The sequence below is a fragment of the Rhodococcus sp. AC861 genome, from assembly GCF_979256035.1.
Window position 1 is genome coordinate 483,510 of record NZ_CEEDMW010000004.1, and the last position, 13,552, is coordinate 497,061.

Here is a 13,552-nt window from a genome sequence, read left to right on the forward strand (position 1 = left end):
CGTGCGGGAAATCAGTTGTGGTAAGGCTCCGCGCTGACGAGCGTGACCTTCATGGTCTTGTCGTTGGGCAGCCGGTACTCGCGGGTGTCGCCGACCTTCGCGTCGATCAGGGCACCGCCGAGCGGCGAGTTGGGGGAGTAGACCTCGAGCTTGCCGTCGCGAGCGCCTTCCTCACGAGTGGCGATCAGGAAGGTCTCGGTGTCGGACTCGTCGCCGTCGTAGTAGACCTTGACGACGGATCCGGGAAGCGCGACGCCCGACTGCGTGGGGGCTTCGCCGACCTTCGCGTTGTTCAGCAGTTCCTGGAGCTGGCGGATGCGAGCTTCCTGCTGGCCCTGCTCCTCGCGCGCTGCGTGGTAGCCGCCGTTCTCCTTGAGGTCGCCCTCTTCGCGTCGCTCGTTGATCTCGGCCGCGATGACAGGCCGGTTGGCGATGAGTTGGTCGAGTTCGCCCTTGAGTCTGTCGTGCGACTCCTGGGTCAGCCAGGTCACCTGGGTCTCGGTCATCTCGATCACTCCCTCGTGTTCTTCAGAGCCGTTCGGCTCCGGTATTCGTAGTCGCTTGCCGTGTGACAGAGGAGCCCGCACGTGAAATAAGCCCGCGCTGGGCGCGAGCTCGGTCACGAGTAGGGCAACTCGTCGACATGAGATGCGGTCGATGCGAACAGCCCTTGGCTCGAGTGTCCGCGTCTCGCCCGTCGACAGCAGCGATACCTCAATGCAGCAATACACGGCCCCACTGGGTGAGCCGTGTACGAAAAGATTTTACCACGGAACGACTTCCTGGTTCCCTGCCTTGCACGTGCCGGTCACCGGGACATGAGATGTGCCGGCACGTTCAGACTGCATCCGTACAGGTCGGCGAGCCCCGGATCGGCCGAGGTGACGATGAAGCTCCGCACGTCCTCGGTGCCGTTGTCGGAGGCAGGAATGACCACTTCGCGGCGGCCCGTCTCGGATCCGTCCCGTGAGCGGGAGCGCACGATGCACACGGCGGGCTCCGACGGATCGTCGCGGGTGACGTTCAGGCGGACGTCGACACGGTCCGGCCCGACGATGTCGAACGAGACGAGCGTGCCGTCGACGTCCGGTGTCGTGAACTTGGTGTACCCGAGATACGCGACGCCGACGCCGAGTGCGACGACCATCAGTCCGAGCACCACGGCGAGAATCCGGGACGGGGCGATCCCGCGACTGGTGGGATACCGACCCTCGGGGAGGTTCTGCGCTGTGGTGGACATCGGCATCGAACTTACCCGCGGACGCGGTCCCGCTTCGCCGGGGCACTCGGTGAAGTGGGATCATGGAGTCCTGGCACGGGAATCGACGTGTCCGAGTACTGAGCGAGTTTCGAGAAGTGAGGCACACGTGAGCGGACTGCGACTGATGGCAGTGCACGCCCATCCCGACGACGAATCCTCCAAGGGCGCCGCGACGATGGCCCGGTACGCCTCCGAGGGTCACGAGGTGCTGGTGGTGACCCTCACCGGCGGTGAACGCGGCGACATCCTCAACCCGGCCATGGACATCCCCGGAATCCGGGAGCGCATGTCGGACGTCCGCAAGGAAGAGATGGCCGCGGCGGCCGCCATTCTCGGAGTGCAGCAGACGTGGCTCGGCTTCGTCGACTCGGGTCTGCCGGAGGGCGATCCGCTCCCACCGCTTCCCGAGGGCTGCTTCGCCCTGGTTCCCCTCGAAGAGTCCACCGAGGCGCTGGTGAAGGTGATCCGCGACTTCCGCCCCCACGTGATGACGACGTACGACGAGAAGGGTGGCTACCCGCACCCCGATCACATCCGCTGCCACGAGGTGTCGGTCGCGGCATACGAGGCAGCCGGCGATCCCGAGCAGTTCCCCGGCACCGGCGAGGCGTGGGAGGTGTCCAAGCTCTACTACTCGCACGGTTTCATCCGCCAGCGCATGCAGTTGTTCGACGACGAGATGATCGCCGCCGGCAAGGAAGGCCCGTACTCCGAGTGGCTCGCGCAGTGGCCGAAGGACCGCGGCGAGATCATGGAGCGGGTGACGACGCAGGTCGAGTGCGCAGAGTTCTTCCAGGCACGTGACGACGCGCTCCGTGCGCACCGCACGCAGATCGATCCCAACGGCCGCTTCTTCGCCGTCCCGGTCGACGTGCAGAAGAAGCTGTGGCCCACCGAGGAATACGAGCTGGCCAGGACGAGGGTGCGGACGTCGCTTCCCGAGACCGACCTCTTCGCCGGAATCGGTGAGTAGATGATCTCGGTGAACACCGCGCTCCTGCTGGCACAGAACAGCACGGGCCCCGAGTTCGGCAAGGCGTCGCCGCTCGGCCTGGTCATCGTCGTGCTGCTCCTGATCGGCACCGCGCTGCTGGTCCGTTCGATGAACGGGCACTTCAAGAAGCTTCCCGCATCCTTCGAACCCACGGATCCGACGCCGGATCAAGCGGTCGACGAGGGCACCGACCGCGGAGGTATCCGCCCCGACGCGTGATTGCGTACCGGGGAACGGGGGACACTGGGACTGTGGATCCCCGTGAACGCAACACCCTGTCGGAGTCGACGAGCCCGTACCTGAGGCAGCACGCGGACAACCCCGTGCACTGGCAGCAGTGGGGTGACGACGCCGCGGCGTGGGCACGCGAGCGCGACGTGCCGATTCTGCTCTCCGTCGGCTACTCGGCCTGCCACTGGTGCCATGTCATGGCGCACGAGTCGTTCGAGAGCGACGCGGTGGCCGAACTGATGAATCGGGACTTCGTCTGCATCAAGGTCGACCGCGAGGAGCGGCCCGACATCGACGCGGTCTACATGAACGCCACGGTCGCGATGACGGGTCAGGGTGGGTGGCCGATGACGGCGTTCCTCACCCCGGACGGTGAACCGTTCTACTGCGGAACGTACTTCCCGCCGTCGCCGCGCCAGGGCATGCCGTCGTTCACGCAGTTGCTCGAGGCCATCGCGAACACCTGGTCCACCCGCCGCGACGAGGTGGAGCAGGCGTCGGCGTCCGTGGTGGCGGAGCTCCGACGCGGAGCCGCCGGCATTCCGGAAGGTGACCGCGCAGTGGACGCCGCGCTTCTGGACGACGCGGTGGCGGCCGTTCTGCAGAGCGAGGACACGGCGCGGGGCGGCTTCGGCGGCGCACCCAAGTTCCCGCCGTCTTCCCTGGTCGAAGGCTTGCTGCGGCACGTCGAGCGCACCGGCTCCGACGCTGCTCGTGCGGCGGTGGCGCGGACAGCGGATGCGATGGCGCGCGGCGGCATGTACGACCAGCTCGCGGGTGGATTCGCGCGGTACTCGGTGGATGCGGACTGGATCGTCCCGCACTTCGAGAAGATGTTGTACGACAACGCACTTCTGCTGCGCTTCTACGCGCACCTCGCTCGCCGCGGCGACGCCGTGGCGCGCCGCGTCGCGACGGACACCGCGCGGTTCCTGATGGAGGACCTGGGTACCGAGGACGGGTGTTTCGCCGCGGCCCTGGACGCGGACACCGAGGGCGAGGAAGGCCTGACGTACGCCTGGACTCCGGGTCAGCTGGTGGACGTTCTGGGCGCCGAGGACGGCGAGTGGGCGGCCGAGTTGTTCGGGGTGACCGCCGCCGGAACGTTCGAAGGCGGTACCTCTGTCCTGCAGCTGCGGGCGGAGCCGACCGATCAGGCACGGTTCGAGAGCGTGCGATCCCGGCTCGCCGCCGCACGCGCCGGCCGTCCACAACCAGGGCGTGACGACAAGGTGGTGACCGCCTGGAACGCGTTCGCCGTCACCGCCCTGGCGGAAGGTGGTGCGGCGCTGGGGGAGACCTCGTGGGTCGATGCCGCTGCGCGCTGCGCCGACCGCCTTCTCGACGCGCACCTGATCGACGGACGGCTGCGTCGAGCGTCGCTGGGTGGAGTGGTCGGCGACGCTGCCGGCATCCTCGAGGACCACGGCGCGCTGGCTGTCGCGCTTGCGGCCTTGCACCAGGCGACCGGGGAACTCAGGTGGGCCACGGCCGCCGCGGGAATCCTCGAGGTGGCCCTCGATCATTTCGCCGACCCGGAGCAGCCCGGAGGGTGGTTCGACACCGCGGACGATGCGGAGACTCTGGTGACTCGGCCGAGGGATCCGCTGGACAACGCGACGCCGTCGGGTGCCTCCCTGGTCACCGAGGCGGCCCTGACTCTGGGGGCGGTGGCAGGAGTTGAGGCGACGCGGTACGCGGACATCGCTGCGCGATCATTGGCGCGCGCCTCGATCCTCCTCGATCGCGCCCCACGCTCGGCGGGCCACTGGTTGGTGGTGGCGGAAGCCGCGGTGGCCGGGCCGGTGCAGGTGGCCGTCGCGTCGGAGCACGCCGACGACGAGCTGGTCCGACTCGCCCGACGTGTGGCAGCAGGCGGAACGATCGTGGTGTCCGGTGCACCGGACTCGACGCCGTTGTTGGCCGACCGTCCTCTGGTCGACGGGCGTTCCGCGGCGTACGTGTGCCGGGGTTACGTGTGCGATCGGCCGGTCACGACGGCCGACGAGTTGACCGACCTGCTCACGACTGGCTGAAGAGCACCAGCCACACTGCGATGTAGTGGCACAGGGCGGCGATGACCGTCGCGGCGTGGAAGAACTCGTGATGGCCGAACGTGGTCGGCCACGGGTTCGGCCACTTGGTCGCGTAGAGGATCGCGCCGACGCTGTAGAAGACACCGCCGGCGACGAGAAGCACCATGGGCGCGACGCCGACGGTGCGCATCAACTCGCCGGCGACGGGCACGACTGCCCATCCCAGGATGAGGTAGAGGGGCACGCCCAGCCAACGAGGAGCCGTGGGCCACAACATCTTCAGTGTCACGCCGGCAAGTGCGCCGATCCAGACGACCACGAGGATCACCGTGCCGCTCGGAATGCCGAGCACGGCGAAGGGTGTGTAACTGCCGGCGATGAACAGGAAGATCATCGAGTGATCCGCCCGTTTCATCCACGTCCGACTCTGCACGGTGTTCCAGTGCACGCGGTGATACGTGGCGCTGACCCCGAAGAGCCCGCACGTCGCGACGGCGTAGACGGTGACGGCGAGACCCGCTTTCGCGGACACCAGGGAGTACGCCGACGCGACCAGGACGATGCCGCAGACCACGGACACGTAGAAGGCGTAGAGGTGGATCCACCCGCGCATGCGCGGCTTGACCGGTAGTTCGCCGAGTCCGAATACAGTCACGAACCTACGGTACCGTAACTAGGTCATCGGTCGCCGAGTGTGAGATCCATCAGCGCGCTGATCGCCTTGCGGCGCAGCCACCCCGTCGGACCGTCGCCGGCCAGCGCTGCCCGTGCCGCCGTCAGCCCGGGTGCGCCGTGCACGCCTCCGCCGGGGTGAGCCGACGCGCTGCCGAGGTACAGCCTGCCCACCGGCGTCTCCGCGCGGCCGAGCCCCGGGGTCGGCCGGAAGATCAACTGCTGCTGCAGCTGCGACGTGCCGCCGTTCACCGCTCCGCCGAACAGATTGGCGTCGTCCGCTGTCAGGTCACTCGGACGCTGGACGTGCTTGCCGACGATCGACGAGGCGAATCCGGGTGCATGCTCCTCGAGGACGGTGTCGACACGCTCGGCGAGGAGGTCCGCGGACTCGTCGTCGGTGACACCTCGCGGCAGGTGCGTGTACGCCCAGGCACTCTCCGTACCTGCCGGAGACCGCGTCGGGTCGGCCGTCGTCATCTGGCCGAACAGCATGAAGGGGCGCTCGGGAATGGTGCCGGTCACCAGATCGGCGTTCCACCGCACGAGGCCGTCGTCGTCGGCACCGAGGTGCACCGTGCCGGCGTCCGTCAAGCTCTTCGACCGCCACGGGATCGGCGCGTCGAGCGCGTAGTTGACCTTGACCACCGGGGTGTCCCACTCGAACTTCTCCAGATCGCTGTGGACCCGGGCGGGCACGGCGTCCCGCGGCAGAAGCGATCCGTACAGGGCCGGCGCCGAGACGTCGGCGACCACGGCGCGCCGGGCGATGTAGGTGTCGCCTCCGGCTGTGCGGACGCCTCGTGCGACACCGCCCGACACGTCGATGGACGTGACCTTCGTGCCGCACACCACGCGGGCGCCGGCACTCTCGGCGCGGCGTACGAGCGAGGCGGTGAGCTCCGATGCGCCGCCGACCGGAACGGGGAAGCCGACGTCCTGGGCCAGCATCATCAACAGATAGCCCATCACGCCGCTGGCGGGCGCGTCGGTCGGCACGTCCGCATGCATGGCATTGCCGAGCAGCAGACAGCGCGCGGCCTCGCTCCGGAACAACTCGTGCGCCATCACCCGCGCAGGGAGCACGGCGAACCGCAGGAAGCGGATCGTCTCCGCCGTCCCGAGACGTCGGAACAATGTCGCGGCGCCCTTCACCGGCGGGAACGAGCTGCCGAAGAGCGACTGCAACAATGGATCACGGATCCGGTTCCACTGATCGACGACGTACATCCACGCATCGCCGTCGCGCGGGTCGTGCTCCGCGAGCATCGCCGCGGTATCCGCGGGATCGTGGTGCACCACCGGCGCGTCCTCGTCCAGCGGCGAGCGGGCATGGCCGTAGACGACGGGAGAGTGGGTCCAGCGCAGGCCATGCCGGTCCAGTTCCAGCGCCGTGAACGCCGGGGACGAGATGCCGAGAGGGTAGAAGGCGCTGAACAGGTCGCTGACGTATCCGGGCGTCAGTTCCGCGCTGCGAACTGCGCCACCGGGTTCGGGTGCGGACTCGAGAACCACCACGTCCCACCCGGCGTCGGCGAGGGCGGACGCGGCGACGAGGCCGTTGTGGCCCGCGCCGATCACGACGGCGTCGACGGTCGTCGTGGTCACTGGGGCACCGCGGCACGCTCGGCGAGGAGAGCCAGACGTCGCGTGGCTTCACGGTTGCGGGGATAGACCATGGCGTGCTGGACGGTCTCGGGAACCAGCGAGAAGGGCAGGGTCCGCGCATGCTCGATCATCTCGATGCGGCTGCCGGTACCCCGCGGCGTGACGCGCAGGACGATCGTCGCCTTCCCTGCGGGCATCCCGCGCGCTTCGAGGACCAGCTCGCGTCCCTCCGTCATCGCCAGGACACGGGTCACGTCGTTCAGGACGGCGGGCCACAGGCCGACGGAATGGTGGATCTCGGATCCGGGGGCGGGAAAGTGAGGATCGACCGCGCGAATGCGCGACGCACCCACGACCCAGGTGGCGTAGCTCCAGCCGTCGGACAGGACGTTCCACACGTCCGCAGCTCCGGCCGTGGTGTCTCGGACAACGGTCATGGTGCGTCCTTTCCTCTCGGTGGTGCGTATTGCCATTGTCTGTACCCCGTCCGGGCGGAGAACATCGGCATGGCGTGTGACGAGTAGGTCACGCCGTGCGGCGTAGGGTGATTGCCTGCCGAGAAACAATGTCGATGTGGGGAGCTGAGTGAAGGCTCGAGGTCTGCTGTACACGCTGTACGAGAGGCGTTTGTTGCGGGAGCTCGACGGCGCCCAGCGTCCACGACACGTCGCGGTCATGTGCGACGGGAACCGCCGCTGGGCCCGTGAGAACGGTTTCACCGACGTCAGTCACGGCCACCGCATGGGCGCCCTCAAGATCGCCGAACTGCTCACGTGGTGCGACATGGCGGAGGTCGAGATGGCGACGATCTACCTGCTGTCCACCGAGAACCTCCGCCGCGAACACGACGAGCTCGAGTCGCTGCTCGAGATCATCACCGACGTCGTGGAGGAGATCAGCGGTCCGGGCAAGAACTGGAGCGTCAAGATCGTCGGGACGATGGATCTGCTTCCCGCCGAGTCGGCTCGGCGTCTGGAACAGGCTGCTGCCGGTACCGCGGGACGGTCGGGGACGCATGTCAACGTCGCGGTCGGATACGGCGGTCGCCAGGAGATCGCCGACGCCGTGCAGTCGCTGCTCAAGGATCGGCTGGCCGAGGGTACGGCCGGGAACGACCTGGTCCGTGCCGTCACCGTGGACGCGATCGACGCCCACCTCTATACGTCCGGTCAGCCGGACCCCGACCTCGTCATCCGCACGTCGGGTGAGCAGCGGTTGTCCGGGTTCCTGCTGTGGCAGAGCGCCTACTCGGAGATCTGGTTCACCGAGGCCTACTGGCCCGAGTTCCGCCGCGTCGACTTCCTGCGCGCGCTCCGTGACTTCGCAGCGCGACACCGGAGATTCGGTACCTGAGCGAGAGCTACAGCTTGCGCAGTCGTAGCCGGTTGATGGTGTGGTCGGCGTCCTTGCGCAGCACCAGCGTCGCGCGCGGCCGGCTCGGGAGGATGTTCTCCACCAGGTTCGGGCGGTTGATCGACTGCCAGATATCCGCCGCGGCGATGCGGGCGTGCTCGTCGGACAGCCCCGAGTAGTGGTGGAAGTGTGACGCGGGATCGGCGAACGATGTCGACCGCAGCGCGAGGAACCGGTCCACGTACCACTTCTCGATGTCCTCGATGCGGGCGTCGACGTAGATGGAGAAGTCGAACAGGTCCGAGACCATGAGTCGCGGACCGGTCTGCAGGACGTTGAGGCCTTCGATGATCAGGATGTCGGGTTGGTTCACCTCGGTGTACTTGCCCGGCACGATGTCGTAGGAGACGTGGGAGTACACCGGCGCGCGTACGGATTCGGATCCGGACTTGACCTCGGTGACGAAGCGGAGAAGTTTGCGTCGGTCGTAGCTCTCGGGAAAACCCTTGCGATGCATGATGTTCCGGCGCACCAGCTCGGCCGAGGGGTAGAGGAAGCCGTCGGTCGTCACGAGGTCGACGCGTGGGTGATGTTCCCACCGGGCGAGCAGGGCCTGCAGCACACGCGCCGTCGTCGACTTCCCGACGGCCACGCTGCCGGCGATCCCGATGACGAACGGCACCTGCCGGTCGGGGGTCTTCTCCCCGAGGAATGTCGCGGTGGCGGCGAACAGACGCTGCCGCGCGGCCACCTGGAGATGGATGAGTCGGGCGAGGGGGAGGTACACCTCGGCGACCTCGTCGAGGTCGATCTGCTCACCCAGGCCGCGGAGGCCGCGGAGCTCGTCCTCGGTGAGCACCAACGGCGTCGCGTTGCGGAGAGTGCGCCACTGTCGACGGTCGAATTCGACGTACGGACTCGACTCGTTCACTCGGGACACGCTGCCTCCATGCCTGAATTGTGCTGGGTGGCTCCGACGAACCGCCACCCGGGGCGGACGTGGCTAGAGTCGTGGGTCATGCACGCCGACACGTTGGTCCACGACTACCTGCTGCTGGGCTTGTCCTTCGATCGTCTCGAAGAGGGGTTCGTCGACGCCTACACGGGCGACCCCGAGCTGCGACGACAGGTGGAGAATGCACCGCCTCCGGACCCCCGCGAGCTGGCCCGGCGGGCGGGGAACCTGCGCACGGAGCTTCCGTCGTCCGGTCTGGACACCGAGCGCTCGGCGTTCCTGGACGTGCACCTGCGCGCGCTCGAGACGTCGGCGCGCAGGCTGGCCGGCGACGAGATCGGCTTCGTCGACGAGGTCGCGGCCTACTTCGACGTGTCCATCGAGCCGGGCGATCCGGACGACTACCGCGAGGCGCACCGGCTCATGGATCAGGTGCTCGCGGGCGCCGGCCCCCTGGCGGACCGCGTGCGCGCGCACCGCGCCACCGACGAGATCCCGCCCGAACGACTCGCCGACTGCGTCGACGCGTTCTCCAGTGCCCTGCGGGACAAGGTCCGCGCCCGCTACCCCCTCCCCGATACCGAACAGGTGACCTACGAGGTGGTGGGCGACAAGCCGTGGTCCGGCTTCAACTACTACCTCGGTGACTACCGCTCGACGGTCGCGATCAACTCGGACCTCAAGCAGCACATGGCGCATCTTCCGCACCTGATCGCGCACGAGTCCTACCCGGGCCACCACACCGAGCACTGCCGCAAGGAGGCCGGTCTGGTGCGGGGCGCCGGTCAGGCCGAGCAGACTCTGTTCGTCGTCAACACCCCTCAGTGCCTCATGGCCGAGGGGCTGGCGGACCTGGCCCTAGAATCCGTCGTCGGACCGGGCTGGGGCGTGTGGGCGCAGGAGATCTACGCGGACCTCGGGCTGCGTTTCGACGGCGAGCGCGCGGAAGCGTTGCAGACGGCGTCGGCAAAGCTCCTGGGGGTGCGGCAGGACGCCGCCCTGATGTTGCACGACGGTCACCGCAGCCAGGACGACGTCGCGGCGTTCCTGTCGCAGTGGTCCCTGGCGACCCCGGCGCGCGCGCGGCAGATGCTGCGGTTCCTGTCCTCGCCGCTGTGGCGCGCGTACACGAGCACCTACGTCGAGGGCTATCGGCTCCTGCACGGATGGCTGCATCAGGCGGACTCCGACGATGCGCGCAGTGACCGGTTCCAGCGTCTGCTGGACGAACCGCTCATCCCGTCACGACTGCGCTGACCACGAGCATTAGACTCGTGGCCATGACTGCTGCGCCTGTCTCCGCCACCAACATCGACACCGCCTCGCTGGCCGAGGTGGACCCCGAGGTCGCTGCGGCCATGGCGGGAGAGCTGGGTCGCCAGCGCGACACCCTCGAGATGATCGCGTCGGAGAACTTCGTGCCCCGCGCGGTGCTCCAGGCCCAGGGCAGTGTGCTCACCAACAAGTACGCCGAGGGATACCCCGGCCGCCGCTACTACGGCGGCTGCGAGCACGTCGACGTCGTGGAGGACCTGGCGCGCACCCGTGCGAAGGAACTGTTCGGTGCGGAGTTCGCCAACGTGCAGCCGCACGCCGGTGCGCAGGCCAACGCCGCGGTCCTGATGGCTCTGATCAACCCGGGCGACAAGATCATGGGCCTGGACCTGGCGCACGGCGGGCACCTCACGCACGGGATGAAGCTCAATTTCTCGGGCAAGCTGTACGAGGTCGAGTCCTACGGCGTCAGCAAGGAAGACCATCGCATCGACATGGACGAGGTGCGCAAGCAGGCACTCCATGCCCGTCCTCAGGTGCTCATCGCCGGGTGGTCCGCGTACCCCCGCCACCAGGACTTCGCCGCGTTCCGGTCCATCGCCGACGAGGTCGGTGCGCTGCTGTGGGTCGACATGGCGCACTTCGCCGGACTGGTCGCCGCCGGCGTGCACCCGTCGCCCGTGCCGTACGCGGACGTCGTGTCCTCGACCGTCCACAAGACTCTCGGCGGACCCCGCTCCGGCATCATCCTGGCGAAGAAGGAGTGGGCGAAGAAGCTCAACTCCGCCGTGTTCCCCGGCCAGCAGGGCGGGCCGTTGATGCACGCCATCGCAGCGAAGGCCGTGGCGTTCAAGATCGCCGGTACTCCCGAGTTCCGTGAGCGACAGGAGCGCACACTGCTCGGTGCCTCGCTGCTCGCCGAGCGCCTCACCGGCGCAGACGTCGCCGACAAGGGTGTCTCCGTGCTGACCGGCGGTACCGACGTGCACCTCGCGCTCGTCGATCTGCGCAACTCCCAGCTCGACGGCCAGCAGGCCGAGGACCTCCTCCACGAGGTCGGCATCACGGTCAACCGCAACGCCGTGCCGTTCGATCCTCGCCCGCCCATGGTGACGTCGGGCCTGCGTATCGGTACCGCCGCCCTCGCGACCCGCGGCTTCGGCGAGACCGAGTTCACCGAGGTCGCCGACATCATCGCGACCGCGCTCGCGACGGGCGAGGCAACCGACGCCCTGCGGTCACGCGTGTCGACCCTGGCCCAGAACTTCCCGCTGTACGAGGGTCTCGAAGGATGGGGACTGCTGGGGTGAGACTGACCGTCGCGGGTCTGCAGACGGTCGGTACGCCCGGGGACGTCGCCGCCAACCTCGCCGAGCTCGACGAGGCTGCCGGTGACGCGCTCAGACGCGGTGCCGACCTGCTGATCACGCCCGAGATGTTCCTCACCGGATACGACATCGGTGAGCAGTTGCACCAGCTGTCGCCGCAGGATCTCGTGTCCGAGGCGGCCGCAGTGGCACGCCGCCGCGGCATCGCGCTGCTCGTCGGGCTCCCCGAACAGGTGGGGGAGGCCGTCTACAACACCGTCGCTCTGATCGATGCCGACGGCACCGTCGTCGCGCAGCACCGCAAGTCGCATCTCTACGGCGACCTGGACCGTGCCTACTACACCGAGGGTGACGACGCGGTGACCGTGGTGGACTTCCGCGGAGTACGACTGGGCCTTATGATTTGTTACGACATCGAGTTTCCCGAGAACGTCCGCGCCGCAGCACTTCTCGGGGCGCATGCGCTCCTGGTGCCGACCGCTCAGATGGTCCCGTTCACGTTCGTCGCCGACGTGGTGATCCGCACGCGCGCCTGGGAGAACCAGATGTTCGTCGCGTACATCAACCATGTGGGCACCGAACGTGGGACCACCTACGTGGGACGCAGCAGCATCGTCGGTCCCGACGCCGAGGTGATCGACCGGCTCGAGGACGGGACCGGACTGGTGCTCGGGGTCGTCGACACCGACGTGGTGGAGGCGGCGCACCGGAACAATCCCTACCTCGTCGACCGGCGCCCCGACCTCTATGCGGGCATCGCCCGCGTCGTCAGTCCTGAGTGACCGGTACGGCCGTCGCCAGGAACTCGACGATGTCCGACTCGACCTCGTCCCGGTTCGTCTCGTTCAGGATCTCGTGCCGCGCACCGGGATACACCTTCTCGCCGAAGTTCGGTCCGCGGAGCGTGCGCATCGCCTCGGTGGTGGGGTCGAGCGGCACCAGCTGATCGTCGCCGCCGTGCAACCACAGAGTCGGCTGATCCCCGAGGGTGCCCGACGCCGACACCTTCTCGACGGCGGCGGTGAAGGTCTCGAGCGTGGTGCGCGCGAACGGACCGTGGTAGACCAGCGGGTCGCTCCCGTAGGCCTCACCCACGGCCGGATCGCGGGACAGCACCGACGGGTCGATCGGAATCTCGGGGATCTCGTCCATCGACAGGAGCATCGCGAACGCGGGGTTCTCGCCGACCAGCGGGCCCGACAGGACGAGGGCGGCCAGTTCGCCGGGGTACGTCTGTGCGAAGCGAGTGGCGATCAGACCGCCCATCGAGTGGCCGATCAGGACGACGGGCAGCCCCGGGTGGTCGGTGCGGGCGGTGTCCGCGATGGTGTGCAGGTCGGCGACGATGCCGTCGACGTCGGACACCTCGGCCGGTTCGCCGTCGGATCGGCCGTGACCGTGGTGGTCGGGCGCGTACACCGCACCGCCGGCAGCGGTCAGTGTCGACGCCAGGTGGCCGTACCGGCCCGAGTGCTCTCCGTATCCGTGAGCGACGAGGGCGATGAATCCCGGAGTGGTGGACGGCCAGGAACGGTAGGCGACGGTGCCGTGGGTTCCCCTGAGCTGCTGCATTTCCTGCGCATTCTGCATCGGCCGAAGTTAACACTGTGGCGCGCATGTAACAGGCTGTTCACCGACACGCCCACTCGTGTCGGCAGGCCGCGGAGCGTCTTTCGGTCTAGCGTCAGCAGTGCGGGTGGCGGGGAAGCCGTCCGTACGGGAGGTCCTCACACATGACTGATTCATTCGGTCGGGAGGGGCCGGCCCCGGTCCCTGCAGTGTCGGGATCGACCGGTCCAGCGATCGACGGATGCGCGGTGACCGCGCGTTCCTAGGAGC

The 13,552-nt window shown here is 68.1% G+C and carries 14 protein-coding genes; 7 read left to right on the top strand and 7 right to left on the bottom strand.

Features of this window, described 5'->3' with window-relative positions; translation table 11 throughout:
- Positions 1-11: 11 nt before the first annotated feature.
- A complete protein-coding gene (greA, locus tag AC0IX4_RS15780) occupies positions 12-506 on the bottom strand; it encodes a transcription elongation factor GreA (protein ID WP_042573683.1) in 495 nt (164 codons plus the stop codon).
- A gap of 302 nt (positions 507-808) precedes the next feature.
- On the bottom strand, positions 809-1,240 hold the full coding sequence (locus tag AC0IX4_RS15785; RefSeq protein WP_042573614.1) for a DUF4307 domain-containing protein: 432 nt from the start codon (positions 1,238-1,240) through the stop codon (positions 809-811).
- 127 nt (positions 1,241-1,367) lie between these two features.
- On the opposite strand from AC0IX4_RS15785, the gene mca reads away from it, so the two are divergent.
- The 3 genes from mca to AC0IX4_RS15800 are packed head-to-tail and all read left to right on the top strand — an operon-like array spanning position 1,368 to position 4,522.
- The gene (gene mca, locus AC0IX4_RS15790; protein ID WP_231568609.1) at positions 1,368-2,234 is read left to right on the top strand and encodes a mycothiol conjugate amidase Mca; all 867 of its coding nucleotides are present in this window, start codon (positions 1,368-1,370) and stop codon (positions 2,232-2,234) included.
- Positions 2,235-2,474, top strand: coding sequence for a hypothetical protein (locus AC0IX4_RS15795; protein ID WP_471829807.1), 240 nt, complete (start codon positions 2,235-2,237; stop codon positions 2,472-2,474).
- A gap of 32 nt (positions 2,475-2,506) precedes the next feature.
- Positions 2,507-4,522: a thioredoxin domain-containing protein gene (locus tag AC0IX4_RS15800; RefSeq protein ID WP_471829809.1), complete on the top strand. Its 2,016-nt coding sequence runs from the start codon at positions 2,507-2,509 to the stop codon at positions 4,520-4,522.
- Here AC0IX4_RS15800 and trhA read toward each other — a convergent pair.
- Genes trhA through AC0IX4_RS15815 form a run of 3 tightly spaced genes read right to left on the bottom strand, consistent with a single transcriptional unit; the run spans position 4,509 to position 7,239 of the window.
- Entirely contained in the window at positions 4,509-5,177 is a 669-nt protein-coding gene (gene trhA / locus AC0IX4_RS15805) for a PAQR family membrane homeostasis protein TrhA (RefSeq protein WP_042573611.1), read from the bottom strand. The genes AC0IX4_RS15800 and trhA overlap by 14 nt on opposite strands.
- 23 nt (positions 5,178-5,200) lie before the next feature.
- Positions 5,201-6,802: a phytoene desaturase family protein gene (locus AC0IX4_RS15810; RefSeq protein WP_471829811.1), complete on the bottom strand. Its 1,602-nt coding sequence runs from the start codon at positions 6,800-6,802 to the stop codon at positions 5,201-5,203.
- A complete protein-coding gene (locus AC0IX4_RS15815; RefSeq protein ID WP_471829813.1) occupies positions 6,799-7,239 on the bottom strand; it encodes an SRPBCC family protein in 441 nt (146 codons plus the stop codon). The genes AC0IX4_RS15810 and AC0IX4_RS15815 overlap by 4 nt, the downstream gene beginning before the upstream one ends.
- A 148-nt stretch (positions 7,240-7,387) precedes the next feature.
- On the opposite strand from AC0IX4_RS15815, the gene AC0IX4_RS15820 reads away from it, so the two are divergent.
- Positions 7,388-8,155, top strand: coding sequence for an isoprenyl transferase (locus tag AC0IX4_RS15820; RefSeq protein ID WP_042573608.1), 768 nt, complete (start codon positions 7,388-7,390; stop codon positions 8,153-8,155).
- Positions 8,156-8,162: 7 nt separating this feature from the next.
- On the opposite strand, the gene coaA is transcribed toward AC0IX4_RS15820, so the two are convergent.
- The gene (gene coaA, locus AC0IX4_RS15825; RefSeq protein WP_471829814.1) at positions 8,163-9,095 is read right to left on the bottom strand and encodes a type I pantothenate kinase; all 933 of its coding nucleotides are present in this window, start codon (positions 9,093-9,095) and stop codon (positions 8,163-8,165) included.
- A gap of 78 nt (positions 9,096-9,173) precedes the next feature.
- Here coaA and AC0IX4_RS15830 point away from each other — a divergent pair, with 78 nt between their 5' ends.
- Genes AC0IX4_RS15830 through AC0IX4_RS15840 form a run of 3 tightly spaced genes read left to right on the top strand, consistent with a single transcriptional unit; the run spans position 9,174 to position 12,495 of the window.
- Positions 9,174-10,367, top strand: a complete 1,194-nt coding sequence (locus tag AC0IX4_RS15830) for a DUF885 domain-containing protein (RefSeq protein WP_471829816.1) — start codon at positions 9,174-9,176, stop codon at positions 10,365-10,367.
- Positions 10,368-10,390: 23 nt separating this feature from the next.
- Positions 10,391-11,695 carry a serine hydroxymethyltransferase gene (glyA, locus tag AC0IX4_RS15835; RefSeq protein ID WP_056069691.1) on the top strand — a complete coding sequence of 435 codons (1,305 nt, stop codon included), beginning with the start codon at positions 10,391-10,393 and terminating at the stop codon, positions 11,693-11,695.
- Entirely contained in the window at positions 11,692-12,495 is an 804-nt protein-coding gene (locus tag AC0IX4_RS15840; RefSeq protein WP_056069688.1) for a carbon-nitrogen hydrolase family protein, read from the top strand. The genes glyA and AC0IX4_RS15840 overlap by 4 nt, the downstream gene beginning before the upstream one ends.
- Here AC0IX4_RS15840 and AC0IX4_RS15845 read toward each other — a convergent pair.
- Positions 12,482-13,303 (bottom strand): alpha/beta hydrolase, encoded by an 822-nt coding sequence (locus AC0IX4_RS15845; protein ID WP_471829819.1) that lies wholly within the window; start codon positions 13,301-13,303, stop codon positions 12,482-12,484. The genes AC0IX4_RS15840 and AC0IX4_RS15845 overlap by 14 nt on opposite strands.
- Positions 13,304-13,552: the final 249 nt, after the last annotated feature.